This window comes from Streptococcus oralis (assembly GCF_004127215.1).
Classification (GTDB): domain Bacteria; phylum Bacillota; class Bacilli; order Lactobacillales; family Streptococcaceae; genus Streptococcus; species Streptococcus oralis_BD.
The window spans coordinates 284,559-310,350 of sequence record NZ_QEWJ01000001.1; the positions used below are offsets into that span (position 1 = coordinate 284,559).

The window sequence follows — 25,792 nt, forward strand, 5'->3', positions numbered from 1 at the left end:
ATCAAACATTCTAGAGAGTAACTAACGGTTTTGATTCCTTATATGCCTCTCAAAGAAATCATGATATTACTGAACACTATCTCTAATAAACTTATCAAATATCACACTAGCATAGTGATTAATTTACTTGTTTGAGACCTTACAGCGTGAGACGGATTAATACACATATAACAAAAAGGCTCTCCGAGAAACTCGGAAAGCCTTATTTAATGCTACTTCTAGCTTCCTCGCCTTTACATTTCAAGGCTCGGGATAAAAAGGTTCACTGGACCTTTTTATTTAGCGATTGGGTAAACAGAAACTTGTTTTTTATCGCGACCTTTACGTTCAAAGCGTACTACGCCTTCAACTTTAGCGAACAAAGTATCGTCTCCACCACGACCAACGTTTACACCTGGGTAGATGTGTGTACCACGTTGACGGTAAAGGATTGATCCACCTGTTACAGTTTGTCCATCGGCTGCTTTAGCTCCAAGACGTTTCGCTTGTGAATCACGTCCGTTTGATGTAGAACCTCCACCCTTTTTGTGGGCGAAAAGTTGCAAGTTTGCAAGATTCATTTTTAACATTATGTTTTCCTCCGTGTTAGTTTTCTGTGATAACTCTGGTTTGGACGAACTCCGATGAGTCCTCCGATAATTTTGCCATACCTAAGAAAAATGATTCAAAGAATAACTGGGTCATTTCTCTCTGGTGTGACGGGATAGCCGTCGGTAGTTCAACCCTTAAAAAACCACCATCATCTTCGTTTAATTCTAGGATTGGTTCATAGCCTGCAAATTTCTCAATGGAATTGACAAAGTTAACGGCAAGCGTAGAAACCGATGCACACACGACATCAAAGCCGTATTCGCCTGTCTCGGCGTGTCCAGTAATTTCCGCACTCCTCAGCTCGCCATCTTCGGCTCTCTCAAAGACTGCTTGTATCATGTGTTCTCCTTAAAATTAAGCGTTGATTGCGTTGATGACAACTTTTGTATATGGTTGACGGTGACCTTGTTTACGGTGGCTACCTTTTTTAGGTTTGTACTTGTAAGTAACAACTTTCTTTTGTTTTCCTTGTTTTTCAACAGTTCCAACTACAGTAGCTCCAGTAACAAGTGGAGTTCCGACAACAGTGTTTTCACCACCAACAAGAACAACTTCGTTAAAAGTAACTTCTTGACCAGCTTCAACGTTCAATTTTTCAACGTAAACTGCTTGACCAACTTCAACTTTAACTTGTTTTCCGCCAGTTTTGATAATTGCGTATGTGCTCATTATGCACCTCCTATGATTTTTTGGGTTTCCCCGTATTTTGTGAAGACTCGCCTAGCATCGTGGGACGAACCACTTAGTAAATGAGCTCTAAGTATAACAAAGTTTAAATTTGTTATACGATGAGCAACGATGTTCGTGCGGTTGCACAGGACTGTGCATAGTCAACTCTTCAAGTATAGCATATCTTCTTTTTTCTTACAAGCGAAATCAATCAAATTTAAGCTTTTTCTTTTCCTTTTTTCCTCCAAGAAGCAAAAAGCATACTGATGTAAAAGATACTCATCATAATAGGAACACCAAGAATGGTCTTCTCCTGATAGTAAATCGTCAAATAAGCCGAAAAAATGACTCCAAAGACAAAACTGCTAAGCAAGCTAACAAAAATCAAGCCCTCTCGTAGGAAAGGCGTATGTTTGGTCCGGAAGTAATCCCCAAAAGCTAACATGGTTCGTTTGATATTCCCTGTCATAAAAGCATTATTATAGGCAATACCTGACACTTCTCCAAAAGCAGTTGTTACCAGTCCCATACAAAAGGCCAAGGGCGGTACTAGATAGATATTATCAACTGTTTGCGGCACAAAGCCAATAATTAGGGACAGGACTGCAAGTGGTATCAAGGACAAAATTGGCTTTTTAACTATTCGTAGTTTTTCTTTATACAATGTCAGTAAAAAGACCCCCATCATAAAGGAAAGCAAGGTCATTACTTTTGCACTGGCATCTGACACATTGTGTTGAATGAGTCCTACAGAAAGAAAGACGACATTCCCAGTTTGGCCTGCTACTAGGGTATTCCCTCGCACGATAAAGGTATAGGCATCTACATATCCTGCACAAAAAGTCAAAAAAAGCGCTAGTCTTTTAGACTGACGTGATATTTTTCTTATTGGTAATAATCTCATTTTCTCCCCCTTCTCATTTCATCTACTTATCTAAATATTGTACCACTTTCTTTGAGAAATTCGTAGTCCATTTGAAAATTTTTACCATCTGTTGGATAGTCCTTCTTTTCTATGCTATAATGAAGGAAGGATTTAAAGTCGGAAAAGGAGTATCTATGCTTAAATTAGGTGTTATCGGAACTAGTGCTATCAGTCATCACTTCATAGAAGCAGCCCATGCCAGTGGAGAATACCAGCTGGTCGCTGTCTACTCTAGAAAACTAGAAACCGCAGCAACCTTTGCTTCTCGCTATCAAGATATCCAGCTCTTTGATCAATTAGAGGACTTCTTCAAGAGTTCCTTTGATGTTGTCTATATTGCCAGTCCAAACTCCTTGCATTTTGCTCAAGCCAAGGCTGCCTTGTCTTTTGGTAAGCATGTCATTCTTGAAAAGCCAGCTGTCACTCAGCCACATGAATGGCTAGATTTGGTTCAAACGGCTAAGGAAAATCACTGTTTTATCTTCGAAGCCGCTCGTAATTACCACGAGGAAGCTTTTACTACTATCAAAAACTTTTTAGCAGACAAGCAAGTGCTGGGAGCAGATTTCAACTATGCCAAGTATTCTTCCAAGATGCCGGACTTGTTGGCTGGGCAGACGCCAAATGTCTTTTCAGACCGTTTTGCTGGCGGAGCTCTTATGGACTTGGGGATTTATCCTCTCTACGCTGCCGTTCGCCTCTTTGGAAAAGCTCAGGACGCGACCTATCAGGCTCAACAGCTCGACAATAGCATTGACCTAAATGGAGACGGTATGCTCTTCTACCCTGACTTTCAAGTTCATATCAAGGCTGGAAAAAACATCACTTCCAATCTTCCTTGCGAGATCTACACAGAAGATGGAACCTTGACTCTCAACACGATTGAGCATGTCCACTCAGCTATTTTTACTGACCACAAAGGAAATCGAGTCCAGCTCCCTATCCAACAGGCTCCTCATACGATGACTGAGGAAGTCGCTGCATTTGCACACATGATCCAGCAACCAGACAAGACACGTTACCAGAACTGGCTGGATGATGCAGGCTCTGTTCATGAGCTACTATATACTATGCGCCAGACTGCTGGCATTAGATTTGAGGCAGAAAAATGAAAACCAAACTACCCACTGAATGGCAGGAATTGAGCGACCAACTCGGTTTCCAAGAATTTACTTCCATTCAAACTCAACTATTTGAACCCATTCTTGCTGGAGAAAACCTCCTAGGAGTGAGCCCAACAGGAACTGGTAAGACCCTCGCTTACTTACTCCCAAGTCTACTCAGACTACAAAAGAAAAAAGCCCAGCAACTCTTGATTCTAGCACCAAATACGGAACTTGCTGGACAGATTTTTGATGTATGTAAAACGTGGGCAGAGGCTATCGGCTTGACTGCTCAGCTCTTCTTATCAGGTTCGAGTCAGAAACGTCAGATTGAACGCCTAAAAAAAGGACCAGAAATTCTGATTGGAACTCCCGGCCGTATCTTTGAGTTGATTAAATTGAAAAAAATCAAGATGATGAATGTGGAAACCATCATTCTAGATGAATTTGACCAATTGCTCGATGATTCTCAGATTCACTTTGTTGAGAAAATTACCCACTACGCACCTCGTGACCACCAACTCGTCTATATGAGTGCGACGACCAAGTTTGACCAAGAAAAGATTGCTCCAAAAACGCGCACCATTGATCTTTCTGACCAAAAGTTGGACAACATCCAACATTTCTACATGCAGGTGGACCAACGCCATCGTGTGGATATGCTACGAAAACTGGCTCATGTTGAGGATTTCCGTGGTTTGGTCTTCTTTAACAGCCTCTCAGACCTTGGAAGCGCAGAGGAAAAACTACAGTATCGGGATATCTTGGCTGTTTCTCTCGCTAGCGATGTCAATGTCAAGTTTAGAAAAGTTATCTTGGAAAAGTTTAAAGACAAGCAGCTAACCCTGCTCCTTGCAACAGACCTTCTGGCTCGTGGAATTGATATTGATAGTCTAGAATGTGTCGTAAACTTTGATATTCCTAGAGACATGGAAACTTACACTCACCGCGCTGGCCGTACAGGTCGCATGAGCAAAGAGGGCTATGTGATCACTCTCGTAACCCATCCAGAAGAGCTTAAAAAACTCAAGAAATTTGCTACAGTTCGAGAAATTGTCCTAAAAAACCAAGAACTCTATATCAAATAAGGTTGGCTCACACCAACCTTTTTCTTATCCCCAAGTAATTTCTAATTGATAGCTGGCAAAGGGGTGTCCCTCTTGATTTTGTAGTTGATAGGCTAGCTCAATCTTTTGCCCATCCAGTTTGTAGTGACTTGTCTGAATGATGAACTCCTGCATCCCCATTGGAGTAGGAATATAGGCCAAACTATCACTATCCTTTAGAAAACGCATGATGGTCTTGGGGCTCGAGAAACGGGTCATTACCAGTTCTTGACCATGAAACTTGAGTACCACTTTTTCCTTTTCCTCGTTGTAAAAAAGCAAGTAAGTATAATCTCCTTTTTCACGCACTTCCACGTCATAGAGTTGGTCAATCACTTCCAACTGTTCATCAAACTGAATCGTATTTCGCATCCGAATCTTCACATCATGTCCTCTTTCTTGTCTCTTGTCCTACTATTTTACCAAAAAGAGCAGGATTTTGCTATAATGGTCATATGAACGAAAAAGTATTCCGTGACCCAGTTCACAACTATATCCATGTAAACAATCAGATCATCTATGACTTGATCAATACAAAGGAATTTCAACGTCTGCGCCGTATTAAGCAACTAGGAACTTCCAGTTATACCTTCCATGGTGGGGAGCACAGCCGCTTCTCCCACTGTTTGGGGGTTTATGAGATTGCACGACGTATCACGGAGATTTTTGAAGAAAAATATCCTGAAGAATGGGATCCTGCTGAGTCTCTCTTGACCATGACCGCTGCTCTCCTACATGACCTTGGGCATGGTGCCTACTCCCATACTTTTGAACATCTCTTTGATACAGATCATGAGGCCATTACTCAGGAAATCATCCAAAGCCCTGAAACAGAGATTCACCAAGTCCTGCTTCAAGTAGCGCCAGATTTTCCAGAAAAGGTAGCCAGTGTCATTGACCATACCTATCCTAACAAGCAGGTCGTACAGCTCATTTCCAGTCAGATTGATGCGGATCGCATGGACTATCTCTTGCGCGACTCCTATTTTACAGGAGCATCTTATGGAGAATTTGACCTGACACGGATCCTTCGAGTGATTCGTCCTGTCGAAAATGGGATCGCCTTTCAGCGCAATGGCATGCATGCCATCGAAGATTACGTCCTCAGTCGCTACCAGATGTATATGCAGGTTTATTTTCACCCAGCAACACGCGCCATGGAAGTTCTCCTGCAGAATCTTCTCAAGCGCGCTAAGGAACTCTACCCTGAGGACAAGGACTTCTTTGCACGCACTTCTCCACATCTCCTTCCTTTCTTTGAAAAAAATGTGACCTTGTCTGACTATCTGGCTCTTGATGATGGTGTGATGAATACCTACTTCCAGCTTTGGATGACCAGTCCTGACAAGATTCTCGCAGACTTATCGCAACGGTTTGTCAACCGCAAGGTCTTTAAATCCATCACCTTTTCACAAGAAGACCAAGACCAACTCGCAACCATGAGACAACTGGTTGAAGAAATCGGTTTTGATCCAGACTACTACACTGCCATTCATAAGAACTTTGACCTTCCTTATGATATCTATCGTCCCGAATCTGAAAATCCACGGACTCAGATTGAAATTTTACAAAAAAATGGAGAACTGGCAGAACTCTCTAGCCTGTCTCCTATTGTTCAATCCCTTGCTGGCAGTCGCCACGGAGATAATCGTTTCTATTTTCCAAAAGAAATGTTAGATCAAAATAGCATCTTCGCAAGCATTACCCAGCAATTTTTACACTTGATTGAGAACGATCATTTTACCCCAAATAAGAGCTATTAGAGGAAATATATGAGTATTAAACTAATCGCCGTCGATATCGATGGTACCCTAGTCAACAGTAAAAAGGAAATCACTCCTGAAGTCTTTTCTGCTATCCAAGACGCTAAACAAGCCGGTGTCAAAGTCGTGATTGCAACGGGTCGTCCCATTGCAGGTGTTGCCAAACTTCTGGACGACTTGCAGTTGAGAGACGAGGGTGACTATGTTGTAACCTTCAACGGTGCCCTTGTCCAAGAAACTGCTACTGGCCATGAGATTATCAGCGAATCCTTGACCTATGAGGATTATCTGGATATGGAATTCCTCAGTCGTAAGCTCGGTGTCCACATGCACGCTATTACTAAGGACGGTATCTACACAGCCAATCGCAATATCGGAAAATACACGGTACACGAATCAACCCTCGTCAGCATGCCTATCTTCTACCGTACACCTGAAGAAATGGCTGACAAGGAAATCGTCAAGTGTATGTTTATTGATGAACCAGAAATTCTCGATGCTGCGATTGAAAAGATTCCAGCAGAATTTTACGAACGCTACTCTATCAACAAATCTGCTCCTTTCTATCTCGAACTCCTTAAAAAGAATGTAGACAAGGGTTCAGCCATCACTCACTTGGCTGAAAAACTCGGATTGACCAAAGATGAAACCATGGCGATCGGGGATGAAGAAAATGACCGTGCCATGCTGGAAGTCGTTGGAAACCCCGTTGTTATGGAAAATGGAAATCCAGAACTCAAAAAAATCGCCAAATACATCACCAAAACAAATGACGAATCTGGCGTTGCCCATGCCATCCGTACGTGGGTACTGTAAAAAGGTAAGAATAGACGAACCCCGCTCAGCAGAGCGGGGTTTTTCAAATCAATAGTTTTTCTATCCCATCATTTTTAAAGTAATCAAGTTAATTCATCTAGGTAGATAAATCGCTATGAACTATGCTAAATTACCAATCACTTGATGATCCTCCACCATCAAAACCACCACCAGACCAATCGTCACTCGACCAAGACGATGAGGAATCACTGCTACTTTCCTCAGGATACTTATCTCTATTTTTGCTACGGAAGTCTCTTAATGCTTTTTGCGACCATGAACCATCATTAATAAAGGCGGGATCATAGGGGAATAATTTATCATTACCCTTATATGATTTATTAGATTTTCGTTTTCTTTCCGAAACAGTACCATTCTTAAAAAGATTAATCAAATAAGAAATTATAAAATATCCGCCACATAACAAAATAATTCCTATTGACATGTCCCATAATCCTTTTGCGATTTCAAGTAAATAATTTCTCTCCACCACAGGTGCGTCAGCTAATTTATACTCTTGATCGGAAATGTTTTGAATTATATCAATAACAGCACCGTCATAGTCTTTGGCTCGCATCTTATCACGAGAGGCATCTAATATTTTCTTAGCCTTTGTATCAGTCAATGTAATAGCTAGTTGATTAGAAGTTTCGATGCGAAACTTCCTGTCTTTTATAGCAATCAGTAACAATGCCCCCTTATTTGAATCCGAATAACCGATTTTCCAAGATCTGGCTATCGTATTTGACAATTCTTCTAAAGATTCACCATTTAGACTTTCAACAATATAAATGCCAATTTGAACTTCCGATTTGCTATTTAGTTCCTGTAGTTTATCTGAAACAGCTCCTGATAAATAATGGTTTGGATCATAAATGCCATTAGAAGGTCTATCTGGTATCACTAAATCTGCTTGAGCTGGTCCAATAAAAAATAACAGGATTGTAAAAAAAGATATTAAGATTAAAGCTATTTTTTTCATCATGAAAGTCGAACCTTCCTTTTGTTTACAATTTACAATTTCAATAAGAATGAGAATAAAGGATATTCTTTTTTAAAATAGAATTACTTTGATAAAGTCATCTCTCTATTGATCTATCGTAAAAGGTAGTTCCATTATAAGCTATTTATCTGACTGAATCAACGCAAAAATATAGGAAAACTAGTTCTAAATTTTTATTAACAATATTGCATCTCAGCACTGAATGTTGCTTTCAAATTTGACCAATAAAATCATTTCTACATAGTCTTCATACTAGAATTGAAATACGAAATCAGATTATCTGCAGATGACATAACCTTTTTATCCAGTCAATTTTTACTAATTCATTATCTATTTCTTCCACTGAACTAAACTAATTTGTGATTGAATTTCATCGAATAGAAATACCATGGAGAAAATCAGAAACATTCTTGCCCACACTTTTGACAGTCTCCAAGCCCTGGTGGAGTCCTTCCAAATCTATTTTATGTGTTTCTTATACCATTCCTGATACTCTTGATAACTGTTGAGCGGAGTCTCTTCCTTTGTTTTGGGATCTATCCCAACAACATCTAGCTTATCCTGACCGACCGGCGCAAACCAATGGCGCATATCTTGGAAAATAGCTTCCGGATCGGAATAGGCTCCTTTTCTAACTACTATATTAGCGGCTCCCTCCATAGCCTTATAATATTCGGGGTAGTCCCTAATAAAGTTTATATTAGTATCTTCTCTCACTTTTGAATCATTACTGTAGGCTAAATCGTAAGTGGGTATGAAGCCGTATTCAGTAGCTATCTTATCTAGATTGGTATAATCGAACGAAAAAGGGGTTCGTTTTGATTCTGCTTTATCTGTAGGTAGAGCCGGTACTATCTGTTCGGAAGCTACATCCAAAGCAACCTCCTTCTTATCTTCTCTATTTTGCTTATTCGTCAAAGAAAAAACTAAATAATCTTTCCCGTTATCAGTGTAGCCTCTTTTCTCATAAAAATCCACTCTATAACTTTGGTCATAGGTTTGGATTAGTTTGACTACATCAATCGTCTTTGGTTGGTTCTCTAAATGATTGAGATCATAAACATCTAGCGTTAATTCCACTAGATTACTCTCGCTCCTCCCAACAAACTTTGCATTACTTATAACAAAATGATTGGATAAAACAACTGGAATCGTAGGCTCCTTCATTTTATAATAAACATAACGGTTCTGGGAACCAAAGGTTTCGATACGCTCCACCTCTGTTTTAACTATCAATACCTCATGGTCTTCCTGCCATTGGACATATATGGGCCAGGTATAGGCATAAACACCATAGCCCACCAAAGAAACTAGAAGCAAGCCCACAAACACCTTAGTTCGGAAGCTGAGAGTCTTTAGGTATTTCATTTGGTAAAAATCCTCCTTTATTTGACTTTGAAAGGATAGAGATGATCATCCTCTTATTCTCCTTTTTCAACCAATATTCGACGTTGTTTGTTCAACTCACGGTCTTTGGCAACATCGTAATACAAGTCAAATTCTTCTTTGCTATTAACTGAATGCTCTTGACCATCCTTACTAAGTTCGGCTGGAATCGTCAGCCCTTCGTAAAGATTCGTATTGGCTGGGACAAAAAGCTGATACAAATCAAGAAACTGTGGAACATCTCCATAAACCTTATCATAATCATACTTAGAATCAATCAAAAGGAAAAACTGAGAATCTTGCTTACTTAATACTTGATAAACTTTAGGCGCAGCTGTCTCCAAAACACTTCCCTTCAATACATCTTGACGAAAAGACAATTTATTTTGATTCCATAAATCATCCGCTGTAGATGTTCTCAAATCGGTTGTCATCTTTCCCATCTTATCCTTTAAAGGACCCAGATCTACCGAAGGGCTTTCAGGATACTGTTGTATTTTTGTATCTTCCCAATCAATTTGCTTGGTTTCTAAATTCAGCCATAATTGTTTTTTCTGTGATAGTTCCCATCCTCGTTTGTATACTTGTATGGATATATAGTCTTTGCCATCTTTTTCAATAATACCACCAGTTGTTTCGGGTATATAATCAGGATTGTAGTCCTCTACAAGTTTATAAAGATCGAGCTGACTGCCTTCCAATTTTTGATCATCTATTCGATAAATGGACATGGCATAATAAACTTCAGGATCCTCATTTGGTAATTTTTGTGTTCCTCTATAGGTAGAATTATGGAAGTACTTGCGTATGATATAGCGTTGATTGGAAGCCCCATGAACTCCCAAAAAGTTTTCGCTCAAGTCCGGATTATATTTGGCAAACAATCGATCCTCTTCTGGAGTCAGAGACTTCCAATGCACGGCAACTCCCCTACCATCTTCTAAAAATTCATAAGAATCAATTTCCCATTTTCCTGTATAGTAACCCATATTTTCATATTTTTGGCGTTCTTGCTTGGCCTGCTCTGATTGTTGGCGTTCTTGTTTATCCTGCTCTGATTGTTGATAACTATGATAACCCCATAGAAGCAGAACACCCAACAGGACGGATCCGACCATTGTTAGCACTTTCTTCATTTTTCTCCCCCTATTTACCATATTTCTGTTCGAAATACGTTAGAAAATCCTTTCCTTTAACCTGATTTAGACAATCCGTTAGTTTTTGAATCTGTTTTGAAATGATTGCCAAACAGAATAACAAAAGAAAAATGTCTTTGTCCCATTATATCACAAAAAGAGAGCGAATTTCGCTCTCTCTAGTACTCCGGTAATTCTACCTTCAAGATCATATCTGTAGGCTGCAACACTTTCTGAACTGTTGCGAGGAAGGCTAGTCCATTATCTGATGGAGAATATTGGAAGGTGATATGGATGACTTTTTTTGTCAAACTTATCGCCATACCGCTCCACATACTGCTTGCTTTTGAGGAAGTGAATATAATTGTTAATTTTTTCTTGCAGAATTTCAAGATGGACTGCTTCTATCTCTTCCTGCCAGCCGACTGGATCAACAAGGAGTAACTCTAAATGATTATCAACTATACCAATAGCGTCAAGTTCGCTAGGTTCCAGTTCTGAAACAATGGCTTTGGTGATGATTTGGGTAAATTCTTCAGGAGAAAATATTTTTTGGTTATAAGATAAATCATTGAAAATTAAGTCAGGATTATTTTGTATAAAAATTTTATTCGACTCTTCTTGTGTATATTGTTTTTTAGATTTCCAAAAACCATATTGCGCATAATTCATCAACTCCTTGCCAGTATGTTCTCCCGACATGTAACTATCTGCAGCTTCTTTGGGGATTTCTCTAATCACTTCTGGGCAGGTAATATTAAAAGTTGGATAACGCAAGAAATACTTGTCCCCATCTTGACAGATTTCCAACATGTCTTTTTGACTTACATAAATTGATTCCATTCTTATCTCCTTTGTCTTTTACTAAATGTCTACTGATTTATTATTCCTTAATGCAAAAGAATCAACTGTTGAGACTTCATCTGAATTCTATTGGCTGTTCTTATGATGTCATCCACTTTACTATAAAGGCCAGTTTCCTGTTTCAGCATAGATCATAACTTCATATGCTCCCCTAGAAGATTCAAACGCTTTATCCATCAGTTCCTTAGTTATGGGATAGCATACTTCAGGTCCCATGGCTCCGCCAATTTCTTTAAAGAAGCTAATTTCGTAATAACCATCAGTTTCATATACAACAAATCCATCGCCTCGATGTACAATCGTATCCGATTGATTATAATCTTCTAACTCATCTGCCTTTGGCCAACGATGATGTTCACAATAAAACATTACTTCTAAAGAATCTTTTTCTGATTTTGAAACACGTTCTGCTAATGCTTGGCTAATGGGAAAGTTAAGCACTTTTTTCCCTCTATTCCACATAATCTCATAATCATTGTTGTTTTTTAATATCGTACAACTTTTGTATTGCTGAATTTCTATTGTCATATAAATTTGCTTTCTTAATTCGTTATAATAGGCAAAAAGATTTAGTTGGTGCGCACATTTCTTATCAAACTCTCCATTACCTTCTTTCTCCTGTGCAAATTATTGGCTGTACACAAATAGAGAATAAACAAAAGCATGGAGTAGAAAAATAATGACAAAAAACTAGGATATATTAGGTAGATTGTCAAGGATACTAATAAGCTAATTAAGCTAGCACGAATTACGGAAGTAACAACAGCTCCGTTTTTCTTTACTACTTCTAGGAATTCTATGTACTCCAAATCTGTAAATAAAGAAGGATACAAATCCAAGTCTTTTTTAAAATAGACATCCAGCAATTTCCCGATAAGTAAGGAAATATAAGAGAATAAAATCAAATAAAGGTACTTGTGCTCAGCTATACTAATGATGGTCAGACCATTCAGAAATCTAATAAATGGAAGAACTAGTAATATCAAGGAAAGAGTAAAGTACTGTTGACTCTTAGAAGTTCTTTCTAGAATTGAAAAATACAGTTTCCTTCCTTTTAGGTCATAGTAAACCAATTTGTTTTTAAACTCTCCTAGATGAACTAGTCCTTTATATTGTTTATTCTTTTCTCTCATTTCCACTCCCTCCCTAACTCAAACACTCCATAATCAAAAGATACAAGCTCTTAAAACCTCGAATTGAATGACATCTACCCACTTTAGTTTTAACCCCTTTTCCTCTCTATTATATCACACGAATGTTTTCTTATAAATTTGTCTCGCACCTTACAAAGCTATACGGATTAATAGTCGCATAACTAAAAGAACTGAGCCCTGTACAATACAGAACTCAATCCTTACTTTTAGTATAATGCCTAATTATTTTGGGGAAATATATTACCACATAGCACCATTTAGTTAGTCTTTCCCACCAAGTCTGCTATTGATAGTCATCATGATACTAGCTATTTTTTCACCCCAATATGGGTCAGAAGCATAGAGAACATTCATTCCTGTCGCCTTGTTCCCCAAGTGGTCTCTTCCACGGTCAATGTAGTTCTCACGAATCCACTTAGCCGCGCCGAGGATCCCCTTATCCACATCATCAAATTTCTTGGCTGAGGTATACGGGCTCGAATCATAAGCTGCAATTCCAAAGAAATTATTCTTATCCTTAGCTATCTGGCTCCGTCCCCAAGCACTCTCAAGTGCACTATGGGCCATCAGATAAAGAGCATTCACACCATATCGTTCCTCAGCTTCCTTAAAAATAGCACCCTTACCAGCAAGGCGACTATCCCGAATATTCATCGAAGAATAAACTTTATCCAATTCAGCTGCACTGTAATTACTTGGTTTAGTCAAATTTCTAAAGAGGAAAGGATTTTCAATGGTAAAGCCATCAAAATGAATTCCATCAGTCGAATAATATTTCTTACCAATGGTCATAGCTGAGCTATGTGGAGCAACACGGAGACTCACATAAGGTGACAACTCATGGTAAAAATACTTGCCATCACTTGTATAATGAGGAACAAATTCACTGTCTTTATCAATAGCTACTAAATCACTTTTATTCATGAAGCCGGATAAACCAGAAATATTGACTGGTATTTGACTATCTTTTTTAGATTTAGCATCTCCAAGCGAGACTATGGTTCCCTGTGATACATAACTTAATCTTTCACCAGAAGCGCTATAAACATAAGCAGTAATTGGCTTCACTTTGTAATATTTTGCCTCTGATATCCACTTCCCATTATTCTGGAAGGAATACTCTTTACCTTTGATCGTGAAAGTACCTGTTACATATCGACCATCATCTTTTAGATAGTACCAAGCATCGTAATCTTTGTCAAAAATCCATTCATTTTTGGCCATATAGCCACCTGATTTAAGGTAGTATGAACCAATCCATTCACGGGAAGCGTAGGCCCCACCTGACTTCAAGTAGAACCAGCTATTGTAGGATTTATCAAAAATCCACTCTTTTTCCGCCATAGCGCCACTATCTTTCAGATAATAGTCACTTTTCCACTGGCTACTTGCCATCACGCCATCGCTATTAAAATAGTACCATGTCCCTTTGATTTTTTCCCATTTGTTGCGAGAAATCTTTCCTGAAGCTGTGGCATAGTACCACTTGTCAGATATTTTTACCCAATCGTTTTCTGCCATGGCACCACTACCTTGGAAGAGATAGTCATTATAGATGGTGCGACTAAGCATAACACCATCTTTATTAAAGTAATACCAGACATCTTCAATTTTTTCCCATTTGTCGCGAGAAATCTTGCCTGAAGCTGTAGCATAGTACCACTTGTCAGATATTTTCACCCAAGCGTTTTCCGCCATAGCACCACTACCTTGGAAGAGATAGTCATTGTAGATAGTGCGACTAAGCATGACACCATCTTTATTAAAGTAATACCAGACACCTTCAATTTTTTCCCATTTGTCGCGAGAAATCTTGCCTGAAGCTGTAGCATAGTACCACTTGTCAGATATTTTCACCCAAGCGTTTTCCGCCATAGCACCGTTACCTTTGACAAGGTAATCATCAACCATGGTATTACTGAGCATAATGCCGTTTTTATCAAAGTAATACCAGACGCCACCAATTTTTTTCCAGTTTACGACAGACTGGTTATTTTCATAAAAACGCCAGTTTCCTTGCTCTTTTTTCCAACCTTCCTTGATAACGTCCTCGTTTTTTTCCTTTTTGGACGAGGCATCTTTAGAAGAATTTTCCTCTTTTACAATCGACTCTTTCTTGGGCTCCACTTGGGGAACCTCTTTTTTCGGAGTAGCCTGAGGAACTTTTTTTGGGGGAGCAGTTTCTTCTTTTTTATCGACTACATCTGTGGTCTGAGTTTTTTTCGTAACCTGAGATTCTTCAGCATATACAGATGTCTTTGCAAATCCTGCCATAGAAAGAACGACAGTACTTGCAAGTAATATCTTCTTCATTTTATTCTCCTCAGTAGAAAACGATCTACACTATTACTATTTTATAAAACCTATTGTAACATAGTTAACTAACGGAAATATTACAAATTGATGAAGATTCTATGTCTTGTTATCGATAAAGAAGATCTAACTTATCTCAGATTGGCTTTGACCTCTCGACGAAGTTCTTCTAAACTACTAATGCCATATTTGTCCATAACTTTTGGTAGATTTTCGATGATGTCAGGACAGGCGTAAGGATTGGTAAAGTTGGCTGTTCCAACTCCGATGGCAGAGGCACCAGCCAGATACATTTCTAGCGCTGTTTCAGCCGAATCCACTCCCCCCATTCCAATGATGGGGAGGTCTGTGGTTTGGGCGACTTGACGAATGAGTTTGAGGGCGACCGGAAAAACTGCTGGGCCTGACATCCCACCCGTTCCATTGGCTAAGATTGGTTTTCTAGTTTTGAGATCAAAGCGCATACCGACAAGAGTATTGATCATGGTTAACCCACTTGCTCCTGCATCTTCTGCGGCTTTAGCAATAGTAACAACATCCGTTACACTAGGGGTTAACTTGACATAGACTGGTACATGGGAAGCTTCCACAGCCGCTTTTATCACTTCGTAGGCCAAATCAGGATCTTGCCCAATCAAAAGTCCATGATTGCCGTGATCCACATTAGGACAAGAGATATTGAGCTCGATAGCTTTTACATTAGTTGCCTTGGAAATTCCTCGAGAAACGGCAGCATACTCTTGTTTTGAAAAGCCCGCAACATTTGCGATGATGGGAAGGTTTGGATATTCTCTTTCCAGCCAAGGAAGTTTTTCAGCCAAAACAGCCTCCAAACCCGGATTTTGCAGGCCGATTGCATTGAGCATACCAGCAGGTGTCTCTGCTACTCTGGGAGTAGGATTGCCAAAACGGGGTTCAAGTGTCGTCGCCTTGATCATAATGGAGCCTAAAAGGTTTAAATCATAGTACTTGGCATACTCTTGACCAAAACCAAAACAGCCTGATGCTGGTATGATAGGATTTTTCAAGTCCAAACCCGGTAGAGAAACTTGTAAACGTTTGTTAGTCATGACTTTCTCCTTATAATACTACTGTTCCTGTACGGAAAACAGGGCCATCTTCACAGACGCGTTGGCTGACCGTCTCACTATCTGGCACTTTTAGAACGCAGGCATAGCAGGCCCCCATCCCGCAAGCCATACGAGATTCTAGAGATAGATAGGCTCTTGGGTGGTCATGAAATCTTTGATTGATGTACTTCATCATTCCTGGAGCTCCACATGAGTAGACGGCGTCAAACTGATTATCTAAATCATTGATAATGACTGATACATTACCCTTGATGCCATAAGAACCGTCATCGGTCGTTACAAAGACCTGACCATATTGGGCCAATTCCTTTTCAAGGATAAGAGCATCCTTGTTAGCAAAACCGAGAACTGTTACTACTTTCACCCCACGCGCATGCAATTCCTTGGCCACCTCAAGCAAGGGTGGAACACCAATCCCACCACCAACGAGGAGAACTTGGCTCTGGTCGTCCAAATCAGACAAATCAAAACCGTTCCCCTGAGGTCCCATCACATCAAGAGTATCACCCTGACTTAATGTTGAAAAAATAGCTGTCCCAGCACCTTCAATCCGATAAATGAGGCGACACTGCTTGTTAACCTTGTCAATAGACGAAATCGAAATAGGGCGACGCAAGAGATGGGCATCATCAGGTACACGCAGATGGAGAAATTGGCCTGCTCGCATAGCTTCAACCATTTCCCCTTCTAGGACTAATTCAAAGATTGCTGGCACGATTTCCTCCTGTGCAACCACCTTCATACTTTCCAAACGAATCGCACCCAAACGCTTCTTACATGTGGGATTCATGACTTTTCCTCCTTAAATTTAAGGGGACCAGATAAAGAAAAGACCTTGCAATAGCAAGGTCTCAGTCGAGATAGGACGGAACTCATGCGCACACCTAAAAAATCTCCGCAGAGAGTTTTCCCTATCACTTTTATCTGACACCTTGTGAGTCTCACTGGACTCCCCTTAAAGGTTAAATTTGTATTAGTATACTCTTTCAAAGAAAAAAAGTCAAGTAGAAAACGAACATTCTACTTGACTTTACTGGATTATTTTTCACGAATGACTTCAACCTTGTAGCCATCAGGATCCTTGACAAAGTAATAGTTTGGTTGAGTTCCTGGAAGTCCATTAGGCGCTGTAACCTCGTAGCCTTTCGCGCTATGTTCTTGATGAAGTGCCTCAAGGTCAGGTGTGCTGAGAGCGATATGAGCAAAGCCATCACCTACCACATAAGGGCCGTGGTCATAGTTATAGGTCAACTCCAACTCATAGTCATCACCATCAAGTCCTAGATAGACAATCGTGAAGGCATGGTCTGGAAAATCTCTGCGACGCAATTCTTTAAAACCAAAAGCATCTTGATAGAATGCGATTGATTTTTCAAGGTTTTCTACTCGCAAGCAAGTGTGTAGCATTTTTGAAGCCATAGCTTTCTCCTTTATTTTTAAAAAGACTGGGACAATCCTGTTCCAGTCTTATCAATTATTATTTACCAAGTTTTGCTTTAGCTGCATCTGCAAGAGCTGTAAAAGCTGCTGCATCGTTAACAGCCAAGTCAGCAAGCATTTTACGGTTCACTTCGATCTCAGCCAATTTCAAACCATGCATCAATTGTGAGTATGAAAGTCCGTTCAAACGAGCTGCCGCGTTGATACGAGTGATCCACAATTTGCGGAAGTCACGTTTCTTTTGACGACGGTCACGGTATGCATAGTAGTAAGAGTTCATTACTTGTTCTTTTGCAGTACGGAACAAGATGTGTTTAGCTCCATAGTAACCTTTTGCTAATTTAAGAATACGTTTACGACGTTTACGTGATACAACGCCACCTTTAACACGTGCCATGTTTTATTTCCTCCAAATATTTCCTAGAATTGTTTACTTACTGTTAGGCTATTATTTCAAGCGAGTAAGCATTGCTTTGATACGTTTGAAATCTCCTGAATGCACCATAGATGCTTTACGAAGATGACGACGTTGTTTCTTAGTTTTTCCGTGGAAACGGTGAGAAGTGTAAGCACGGAAACGTTTAAGTCCACCAGAACCTGTACGTTTGAAACGTTTAGCTGATGCGCGGTGTGTTTTTTGTTTTGGCATGATTTTTTCTCCTTTATTTAACTTTCTGACAATTATTTTTTGTCAGTTGCTGGCGCCAACTGCATGAACATTTGGCGTCCATCCATCTTAGCTCGTTGTTCGATGATCGCAATATCTTGTGTTGCTTCAGCAAACTCGGCTAAAACTTTTGCACCAATCTCTTTATGGGTAATCATACGACCCTTAAAGCGAATAGATACCTTAACTTTGTTCCCTTTTTCAAGGAACTTGCGAGCATTGCGAAGTTTCGTTTCGAAATCACCCTTATCAATAACTGGGCTCAAGCGAACTTCTTTCACGGTCACAACGCTTTGTTTTTTGCGTTGCTCTTTTTGTTTCTTCTGGTACTCAAATTTGAACTTACCGTAGTCCATAATTTTAGCAACAGGCGGTTTTGCTTGGGGTTGAATCAATACCAAGTCAACATTTGCACTATCAGCCAATGCTTGCGCTTCGCTGAGTGGCTTGATGCCTAGCTGTTCTCCCTCAAGACCGATCAAGCGAACTTCACGTACACGAATTTCATCATTGATGAATAAGTCTTGCTTTGCTATGGTTTTCACCTCTTTTTTTATTTTAGAGAAAAACAAGAGCGGGCTCGTAATGATACAAGCCCGCACGTTATGATAGCGTTTCTTAGAAACTTTTCATCCGTAGGGCCAGGCAACTTGATGTCACAAGGCGAGAAGCTCTCACTTCTGCTTTTCTCAACTTTTATATAATACCAATATTTCTCTCCCTTGTCAAGATAAAAAGTCATTTTTTCGAAAAACTTTCTGTTTTCTTCTTGATGTCTGCATCAAAAAGAGAGAACCTAGTTGATTCTCTCTCTATGTTAGTTTTTCCTTACCTTCCGTATAGGAACGCTAAGACCTATTAAAAACTTCCTTTTTACGTGAACTTCCCCATCTTTCGATAAATAGAATCCCCACTAACAAAAGGATAATCAGGCAAGGAAGTAAGACCATCCCCATGCTCCAATTTAGATTGACATTATCAATTTGCTTAGGTAATCTTCCAGATAAAATCTCTACTGAACGCAAGTAAGTAAAGGGAAGTAGATGTGCAATACTCTGAAGAGGCTGGATCGTTTGGATACCAAACAACAAGCCAACAATCCCAATGAGTGAAAGAAAGAGGACAGGCATTTTTTGCTTGAAAAAGTAAGCAATCAAGTAGACGACTTCCACAATGACGATAAAAGCTAAGAAAGTTAAGAGCAAGCTAGGAAATAACACATCCTGTATCTTCCCAATAGTTACCTCTTGATTCGCTAAGCTATAGATTGGGTAGGGATAATCTAACTGTCCAAAACCACTTATCAGACTTCCCACTAGAAAAGAAAAGCCACAGATTCCGATAAACAGCACGGTTACATAACCCACCCCAACTCCAAGAGAGGATGCTGCAAATGCCACTTTTGAAAAAGGATATAACTGAGCTGTATCGAGATTATTTTGATATCTTTCCGCGAACAGTTGTGTTAGCATAAAGATAATAGCAATCACAAACAAGGTCGGGATGATCGTCTCTAAAATCCAGACAATCTGATCAATCCCGTGGGTCGGAAACTCCAAAATATGTGCTTTTATGTTTAAGGGATACAGGGCTTGGTAAATCTTTCGTTGGCGGTCAACTGACATTTTAAATTCAGAGTCAGAAGTCGGTTGATTTGACACAACTTCATAATTCTTCTCTTCATCTTGCCACTGCAAATAGTAGGCTTCTTTCCAGCGCCCTTCTTTTAATAAATTCAGAATTTCTGTCTTTCGCTTCAAAAGATTTTTTTGCGATTCTAAATTACTTTTAGCAAACTGGTATTCCTCCGAGCTGGTGTCAGATATTTGGGAGAGTTTCTCTTCATATCCATTGATGACTCTCTCATCTTTTACAAGACGGGTTTCCAACTCGCTCTCCAAGCTGTGTGAGTTTGCAGTCTGACTATTTAAATAAAAGGTAACACCGAGTACAGATGCAAATAAAAGTAAGATAATCCAGTTTAAACGACTTTTGAAAACTTTCTTTAATAAAAATAGGCTAATATCTTTCATAACGGAACCTCTTCTATCTGCCCCTGATGAATGGTTACCATGCTATCGCAAATCTCCATTAACTCCTCTTTGTAGTGGGAACTCAAAAGAACCAGCTGTTCTTTTCTATCGATTTGTGCCAGCCTATCAAAAAACTTCTGTCGATAATACTCATCTAAGCCATTTGTTATCTCATCCATGAGCCAGCATTTCGCCTGACTGAGGAAATACATGGCAATCACCAAGCGTTGCTTCATGCCTAAGGAATACTTTCGGATAGGAAGGCTGATATAGTCAGACATTTCCCAGTAATTAATTTCATCCATCAAGTTCAGTTCTGACTTCCAGATGTTTTTGATAAGACGAAGGTAGTCCATCCCACTTAAGTTTCCATCCAGCCATTCAACGCTCTCATAATAAAACAAAGAAGGAGGAGCTGCGATATGTCCACTACTAAGGGGAAGCAGCTTGCTCATAGCTCGGAATAGTGTCGTCTTTCCCGAGCCATTGATAGCAAGAAGGCCATAAATCCTACCCTTTTTAAAGATGAAATCCGCATCTTGCAAGATGACTTGTCGCGTTTTTAAGGTAACATGAGTAAGAGTTATCATATCCAGCCCTCCTTTTTCTCACTCTTTAAGGATTAATAGTTTCCTGTCTAGTAGTTAATGACCTCATAGCGAACATAATATCAATCGGACCAACTTTTTAGTCATTATAGAGTAATAAGCAGACCATCTTGAAATGTTTACATATTTACGTCCGTGGTAATTCATACTAAACTTCCAAGCGGTATTCCAATCATACCAATAACTTTTAGTGACTGTCACAGCAGATACACTGGACTGAAAAAGACAAATAGATAACAAACTAGCTAATAAAACGACTTTTGCTGATTTTTCATGTTTTCATTGCATTTATATCTTTACTATTGGAAACACTTTCATTATATCGCTTTTCTAAGTATTATGCAACAGATTTTTAGTTTATTTCACTAATATATAACATTTTTCTTCCTAACGAACACTTTTGATTTGCCAACTCTTCCATCCTTTAAAGCGAGTGGCTCCTTGCTGATCGGTTCGGTAAATCTTACTCTTGATGGATTCCAGTCGTGTCAAGGTTTCCTGATGGGGGAGCTTCACACGATTGTTCTTTCCAACTGAGATGAGTGTAATTTCTGGTTTGAGTTTTTCTAAAAAGACCGAACTTGATGATGTTTTAGCACCATGCTGCCCAGCTTTCAAGACATCCACCTCTAAGTCAGGGTATTGCTTTAAAAGTTCTTTCTCTCCCTTCTCTTTCAAGTTTCCAGTAAAGAGAAAGTGCTTATCCAAAAGTTTTCCATGAAGAACCAAGGAATCATCGAGATTAGCTTCTCCATTTTCCCTTGTAGATAACACTTCTAACTGACTTCCAAAAATGGATAACTTGTCCCCAACTGTCACACTGCGCACCTTGGTTTGAGTCGCTTGTAGTTCTGTCACAAATTCCTTCTGTGTCAGACTTCCTTTTGATACTAAAATCTCACCGACATGGAAAGCCTTGGTCACCTCCAACAAATCACTAACATGTTCCTTCTCTGTGTTGGTCAAAATCAGCTGATCAATCTTGGCTACTCCTCGACTTTTAAGATAGGGAATCAAGGTTCGCTGGGCATTGCTGGTCGTCGCCTTTTCTTGCCATTTTTCAATTTTCTTATCAGATTCTGCCTTGCCGCCCACATCTATGAGAATGGTTTTCCCAGTTACATCCCGTAGGAAAATACTTTCTCCCTGACCCACATCCAGCATGGTAATTTCATTTTCCAGTGGATGCTTGGTCAAGAAAAAGAGATCCACGACAAACAAGCCTAGTATTGCTAGTCTTTTGAAGTTTTTTCTCATATCATAGACCAAGGCTAGGGAAATAAGCAGTAACATTAAAACCAAGGAACTTGGTTGTCCAAAGACCAAGGGCCTACTTGCCATCTGCGATACCAAGCGAATGATGCTCTCCAACCATTCAAAGACAAGGTTAAGCTGAGTGACTGGGTAAACAAAAGACAGAATGAATAAGATAGACAAAAGCGGTAAGAAGACCAAGTCAAAAAGAAAGGAAAATACAAAGGTCAAAAGGATAGACCAAGGCTGAAATTCTGCAAAATAGAAGGATAAAATGGGCAATATTCCCAAGGAAATGACTAGACTTTCTCTGGCAACAGCCTTAATCCCCTCCCCTTCTTTGCTTGTCATAGTCAAGATAAAAGCGTAGGCACAGGACAAGACACCTCCTGCTGTCAGGAAAAAGTTGGGCATGATGATAAAGAGGACAAGCACCGTCAAGGCAAAATTGTCCAAGCCCTTAACACCATGTTGGGCTAGTAACTTTTGCAAGAGGCTGCGGATGACCGAAGCAGAGAATCCTGTCAGCCCTGCATAGACCAAAGAGAATGGATAAGCCAACCATTTCCACTTTTCTTGAGTTAAGCCCAATCGCAAGAGGAGTTTCTTAAAGGCATCCATAAAGAAACCTACCTGCATACCCGACAATGCAAAAAGGTGGATAATCCCTAGACTGGAATAAAGCTCATTCATCTCCTCAAAGTCCGTATCCAGATGTCCCAGCAGAAGACCCGTCATATAATTTCGCATAGGGTCTGGAAAGTGCGTCTTGATCCAAACTACGGCCTTTCGACGTAGGCTTGATAGGTTTTCACCAATATCCCAACTGCTAACCTGTTTCATTGACTGGATACTCTTGATAGTCAAAGTTTGGTAAATTCCTTGAGTTTTCAGATAGGATTGATAGTCAAATCCACCAAAATTCCTCTGACCTTCTGGCTCGGACAGTTTTCCTTCTAGTTCTATCTCATAAAGGTCCGTCAAGGCTTGAAATTGCTCTTTCTCCTCCTCAGAATGGAGTTTATAGTAAACTTGGAAAGTACGGCCGTCAGCCTTGCCACGAAAGGACAGACTATCTCCATTGACCTTAATAGTATCTGGTAAAATCCGTACCCTCTCAACAGAATCCACTAGGTTTTGACTAGCTTGTGTCTGTTGCCAGTTTTGAAACAAAAACCAAAATCCAAAAACTCCACAAATCACTAGAACTTTACCAGCCGATTTCCAAGGAAATTGGAAAAAGAGACAGACAAGCAAAAAAACAAAACCTAGCAGTGCGAGATAGGACGCTCCAAAAATGGCATAGTAAAGCCAGAGTAACAGGAAACTCAGATAGATTAGGGGAATAGGAAAACTCTTAGTCCACTGTAACATAGTCTTTTAACTTTTCTATTGTTTTGGCACCAATACCAGAGACCTTCTTGAGCTCATCAACCGACTTGAACTTCCCATTTGCCTCACGATGGTCGATAATGTCCTGAGCTCGTTTTCCTCCAAGTCCTTTGACCTGCTTGAGCTCTTCCAGACTAGCTTTATTGAGGTTGACCTTCTTTTCTTTACTTGACGAAGGAGTCGTTCCAGAGGCAGCCTGCTGACTAGCCGTTTCTTCTCCCTTAGTTGGAACATAGACAAGAGCCTCGTCACTGACTTTCTGAGCTAGATTGAGCGACTTGCTGTCTGCTTGCTCTGTCAATCCACCAGCTTTCTGAACGACATCATGAACTCGACTCCCTACTGGCAAATCATAAATCCCTGGCGATTTAACAGCACCTTTGACATCTACTGTAATCAGATCTTGTTCAGGGGACTCTTCCTTTTCTTCCTTCTTCATTTCTTTTTCAGACGATGAATCCTTTGAAACAGCTGCGACTTCAGTCTGCAAATTTGTTTCTTTGACAGATGTTTGTGAAGTTGGTTTTAGCAAGAAAAATCCTCCCAAGGCCAGACCTAAACCAGCACAGATGACAATGATTTTATACTCTTTGATTTTCTCGATAATTGCTTCCATATTTTCTCCTCTCTTAAGTTATTCGTAAGAGGAAGAAAAAAACAGTCGAAAATTTCTTTTCAACTGCTTATTTATTTGCAAAATAGTCTTCCTTGGTCAAGACATAATGAACTCTTGTAACGATTCGACCTGGTTCTTTTTTGTCCATTCTGGCATAAGGTTCTTCGTGGGAAAAACGCATACCTGATTTCTCCATGACCTTGCCAGATGCAGGATTATCCTTGTCGTGAAGGGCAGTCAACTTATTCATTCCAATCTTCTCAAAAGCCAGCTCAATCACCGCACGATTGGCTTCTGTCGTCAATCCTTGATTCCAATACTTTTTATTGATAATGTAGCCAATAGCTGCCTTCTTAAAAACAGGATCAATCTTGTGCAAATCAATGGTTCCGATAAACTGACCATTGCTTTTTAGTTCGATCCCCCAGCGTCCCAAGGGATTAGCCAAGTAGAACTGAGCTATGTTATTCTTGGTTTCTTCCAAGCTTTGGTTGGTTGGAAAAGTGTAGCGTGTATTTTCTCTGTCTGAGGCATACTCAAACATAGCTTCTGCATCATCCAAAGTTACAGGTCGGAGCAACAAACGTTCCGTTTCTATAGACGGATACTGGGAAAATTTCACAAATATTGATTCCATGCTTTTTCCTCCATTAAAACTTGATTCTCCCAGTCTAGCATAAAAAAGAAGTTACAACAAGATGCGCTGACAAAGAATACCAAATAACTGATCTAGAGCAGAGGGTCCTCTGGTATTTGGAAGCATTTCTAAATGTTTCTTAAAATCAATAATTATATAATTCAGAGGCCTACTGACAATGAGGATTTATCTTTTTTTCTTTCCTTTTTTGAATCTAATATTTACTTTTTTTATGACATAAAGAATAAAACTTCCCAAAATATCCAGTCCTATCAAAATTATAAATATTCTCCCAAACCAAATAAGCCAAAGGGGGGTGTATGAACTAGGACTAAAATAGCCTATATTATACATAATACCAAGGAATATTGAACAAAACAAAATCTCAAGGGAAATTCTAATTTTTGCTTTCTTTAAACTAAAACCCTTAAATAAATCTCGAAAAGTCTCTTTTTTCGTAGGTACATCTTCCCAGTACTCCTTGCTTTGAGTTTTTAGATATAAAAAATAGGCGACTTCTGTTATGAGTTGGGAGAAGCCATAGCTAAAAAGTACCGCTGTTAGAATTCCTAAAACTAGCGCAAACTTACCAGAAAGAAAACCGCCTAGCATGGAAACTGTAAAAATAATGAGAAGAGAATTATTATTGTGGGCACTAGATTTCGCAAAATAATTACCCATTGTTCTATTGGTAGAAAAACCTTTTTTTAACTCTCTTTTTAGCCAAAAATAGTGATAAACAAAACCAACAACTGTACAGATTAACAAAAAAGGAATGGTGTATAATGAACGTTCGTTATATTCTTGCAAATTAGTCCCTGAATAAACAAGAATAATATAAGATATAAGTATCAAGGATAAAAAAATACCTATATAAGATAAAAGTAATAATATGGTTGATAAAATCTGTCTACGATAAATAAATGTCATTCCTAGCGGAATAAAGGTTGCCACGACAAGATAAATAACATAAATCAAAACAAAATCAAAAAAGTAATTTTCCAAAGGATTTATTCCGTAGCCTTTAACAAAATAAAAATATTGGAAAAGCAGAAACAATGCCAAAACGAAGGCTCCTGCAAATGAAATAACCATCATACTTACAGAGGCTCGTGTATTTGCTAAACTTTTAAAATATAGTTTATTTGCATTCTGAATATCTTCTATTGTTTTTTCTTGCATACTTAACCTCCTAAATTGACCTAACTCTAAATCCGTTTAATTA

At 39.4% G+C, this 25,792-nt stretch carries 26 protein-coding genes, 1 pseudogene and 2 other annotated features; of the genes and pseudogenes, 4 read left to right on the plus strand and 23 right to left on the minus strand.

The features are described from left to right. Positions 1 to 275 precede the first annotated feature (275 nt). The 4 genes from rpmA to DF216_RS01355 form a co-directional block, all read right to left on the minus strand. Positions 276 to 569, minus strand: a complete 294-nt coding sequence (gene rpmA / locus DF216_RS01340; RefSeq protein WP_003032879.1) for a 50S ribosomal protein L27 — start codon at positions 567 to 569, stop codon at positions 276 to 278. Positions 570 to 585: 16 nt separating this feature from the next. Next, positions 586 to 930, minus strand: coding sequence for a ribosomal-processing cysteine protease Prp (locus tag DF216_RS01345; RefSeq protein ID WP_129325701.1), 345 nt, complete (start codon positions 928 to 930; stop codon positions 586 to 588). Between the two features lie 15 nt (positions 931 to 945). Next, a complete protein-coding gene (gene rplU / locus DF216_RS01350; protein WP_125827743.1) occupies positions 946 to 1,260 on the minus strand; it encodes a 50S ribosomal protein L21 in 315 nt (104 codons plus the stop codon). Between the two features lie 33 nt (positions 1,261 to 1,293). Then, positions 1,294 to 1,413: a sequence feature (ribosomal protein L21 leader region), on the minus strand. A gap of 64 nt (positions 1,414 to 1,477) precedes the next feature. After that, a complete protein-coding gene (locus tag DF216_RS01355; protein WP_129325702.1) occupies positions 1,478 to 2,164 on the minus strand; it encodes a YoaK family protein in 687 nt (228 codons plus the stop codon). A gap of 155 nt (positions 2,165 to 2,319) precedes the next feature. On the opposite strand from DF216_RS01355, the gene DF216_RS01360 reads away from it, so the two are divergent. Further along, a complete protein-coding gene (locus tag DF216_RS01360; RefSeq protein ID WP_129325703.1) occupies positions 2,320 to 3,297 on the plus strand; it encodes a Gfo/Idh/MocA family protein in 978 nt (325 codons plus the stop codon). Continuing rightward, complete coding sequence (locus DF216_RS01365; protein ID WP_129325704.1) at positions 3,294 to 4,376, plus strand: DEAD/DEAH box helicase; 1,083 nt, start codon at positions 3,294 to 3,296, stop codon at positions 4,374 to 4,376. The genes DF216_RS01360 and DF216_RS01365 overlap by 4 nt, the downstream gene beginning before the upstream one ends. A 24-nt stretch (positions 4,377 to 4,400) precedes the next feature. On the opposite strand, the gene DF216_RS01370 is transcribed toward DF216_RS01365, so the two are convergent. Continuing rightward, entirely contained in the window at positions 4,401 to 4,778 is a 378-nt protein-coding gene (locus tag DF216_RS01370) for a DUF1934 domain-containing protein (protein WP_129325705.1), read from the minus strand. A 71-nt stretch (positions 4,779 to 4,849) separates the two neighbouring features. On the opposite strand from DF216_RS01370, the gene DF216_RS01375 reads away from it, so the two are divergent. Together DF216_RS01375 and yidA are read left to right on the plus strand one after the other, a co-directional pair. Next, on the plus strand, positions 4,850 to 6,157 hold the full coding sequence (locus DF216_RS01375) for an HD domain-containing protein (RefSeq protein ID WP_129325706.1): 1,308 nt from the start codon (positions 4,850 to 4,852) through the stop codon (positions 6,155 to 6,157). Between the two features lie 9 nt (positions 6,158 to 6,166). Then, positions 6,167 to 6,973, plus strand: coding sequence for a sugar-phosphatase (gene yidA / locus DF216_RS01380; protein WP_000023489.1), 807 nt, complete (start codon positions 6,167 to 6,169; stop codon positions 6,971 to 6,973). Between the two features lie 130 nt (positions 6,974 to 7,103). Here yidA and DF216_RS01385 read toward each other — a convergent pair whose 3' ends face one another. From DF216_RS01385 to DF216_RS01475, 18 genes and pseudogenes are all read right to left on the minus strand, one after another. Next, positions 7,104 to 7,958, minus strand: a complete 855-nt coding sequence (locus DF216_RS01385; protein ID WP_129325707.1) for a TPM domain-containing protein — start codon at positions 7,956 to 7,958, stop codon at positions 7,104 to 7,106. Between the two features lie 477 nt (positions 7,959 to 8,435). Continuing rightward, complete coding sequence (locus tag DF216_RS01390) at positions 8,436 to 9,344, minus strand: hypothetical protein (protein WP_129325708.1); 909 nt, start codon at positions 9,342 to 9,344, stop codon at positions 8,436 to 8,438. 53 nt (positions 9,345 to 9,397) lie between these two features. Further along, a complete protein-coding gene (locus tag DF216_RS01395) occupies positions 9,398 to 10,498 on the minus strand; it encodes a hypothetical protein (RefSeq protein WP_129325709.1) in 1,101 nt (366 codons plus the stop codon). A gap of 179 nt (positions 10,499 to 10,677) precedes the next feature. After that, a pseudogene (locus tag DF216_RS01400) lies at positions 10,678 to 11,341 on the minus strand (DUF6572 domain-containing protein). 120 nt (positions 11,342 to 11,461) lie between these two features. Next, entirely contained in the window at positions 11,462 to 11,890 is a 429-nt protein-coding gene (locus DF216_RS01405) for a hypothetical protein (protein ID WP_129325710.1), read from the minus strand. Between the two features lie 887 nt (positions 11,891 to 12,777). Next, positions 12,778 to 14,829, minus strand: coding sequence for a glucosaminidase domain-containing protein (locus DF216_RS01415; RefSeq protein WP_129325712.1), 2,052 nt, complete (start codon positions 14,827 to 14,829; stop codon positions 12,778 to 12,780). 131 nt (positions 14,830 to 14,960) lie between these two features. Continuing rightward, positions 14,961 to 15,899, minus strand: coding sequence for a dihydroorotate dehydrogenase (locus DF216_RS01420; protein WP_129325713.1), 939 nt, complete (start codon positions 15,897 to 15,899; stop codon positions 14,961 to 14,963). 10 nt (positions 15,900 to 15,909) lie between these two features. Continuing rightward, entirely contained in the window at positions 15,910 to 16,710 is an 801-nt protein-coding gene (locus tag DF216_RS01425) for a dihydroorotate dehydrogenase electron transfer subunit (protein ID WP_129325714.1), read from the minus strand. 248 nt (positions 16,711 to 16,958) lie between these two features. Next, positions 16,959 to 17,339 carry a lactoylglutathione lyase gene (gloA, locus tag DF216_RS01430; protein ID WP_000157147.1) on the minus strand — a complete coding sequence of 127 codons (381 nt, stop codon included), beginning with the start codon at positions 17,337 to 17,339 and terminating at the stop codon, positions 16,959 to 16,961. A 58-nt stretch (positions 17,340 to 17,397) separates the two neighbouring features. After that, entirely contained in the window at positions 17,398 to 17,757 is a 360-nt protein-coding gene (gene rplT, locus DF216_RS01435; RefSeq protein ID WP_000124830.1) for a 50S ribosomal protein L20, read from the minus strand. A 51-nt stretch (positions 17,758 to 17,808) separates the two neighbouring features. Beyond that, positions 17,809 to 18,009 (minus strand): 50S ribosomal protein L35, encoded by a 201-nt coding sequence (gene rpmI / locus DF216_RS01440; RefSeq protein ID WP_001125942.1) that lies wholly within the window; start codon positions 18,007 to 18,009, stop codon positions 17,809 to 17,811. Positions 18,010 to 18,041: 32 nt separating this feature from the next. Then, complete coding sequence (gene infC / locus DF216_RS01445) at positions 18,042 to 18,572, minus strand: translation initiation factor IF-3 (RefSeq protein ID WP_007521573.1); 531 nt, start codon at positions 18,570 to 18,572, stop codon at positions 18,042 to 18,044. A 15-nt stretch (positions 18,573 to 18,587) separates the two neighbouring features. Then, positions 18,588 to 18,719 (minus strand) — a sequence feature (ribosomal protein L20 leader region). A gap of 156 nt (positions 18,720 to 18,875) precedes the next feature. Continuing rightward, on the minus strand, positions 18,876 to 20,060 hold the full coding sequence (locus tag DF216_RS01450) for a hypothetical protein (RefSeq protein WP_129325715.1): 1,185 nt from the start codon (positions 20,058 to 20,060) through the stop codon (positions 18,876 to 18,878). Further along, positions 20,057 to 20,650 carry an ATP-binding cassette domain-containing protein gene (locus DF216_RS01455; RefSeq protein WP_129325716.1) on the minus strand — a complete coding sequence of 198 codons (594 nt, stop codon included), beginning with the start codon at positions 20,648 to 20,650 and terminating at the stop codon, positions 20,057 to 20,059. The genes DF216_RS01450 and DF216_RS01455 overlap by 4 nt, the downstream gene beginning before the upstream one ends. 405 nt (positions 20,651 to 21,055) lie before the next feature. Further along, positions 21,056 to 23,296, minus strand: coding sequence for a DNA internalization-related competence protein ComEC/Rec2 (locus DF216_RS01460; RefSeq protein ID WP_129325717.1), 2,241 nt, complete (start codon positions 23,294 to 23,296; stop codon positions 21,056 to 21,058). Next, a complete protein-coding gene (locus DF216_RS01465) occupies positions 23,280 to 23,930 on the minus strand; it encodes a helix-hairpin-helix domain-containing protein (protein ID WP_129325718.1) in 651 nt (216 codons plus the stop codon). Before DF216_RS01465 ends, DF216_RS01460 begins: the two co-directional genes overlap by 17 nt. 67 nt (positions 23,931 to 23,997) lie before the next feature. Further along, positions 23,998 to 24,567: a GNAT family N-acetyltransferase gene (locus DF216_RS01470; protein WP_129325719.1), complete on the minus strand. Its 570-nt coding sequence runs from the start codon at positions 24,565 to 24,567 to the stop codon at positions 23,998 to 24,000. Positions 24,568 to 24,753: 186 nt separating this feature from the next. Then, a complete protein-coding gene (locus DF216_RS01475) occupies positions 24,754 to 25,749 on the minus strand; it encodes a hypothetical protein (RefSeq protein WP_129325720.1) in 996 nt (331 codons plus the stop codon). Between the last annotated feature and the right edge of the window lie 43 nt (positions 25,750 to 25,792).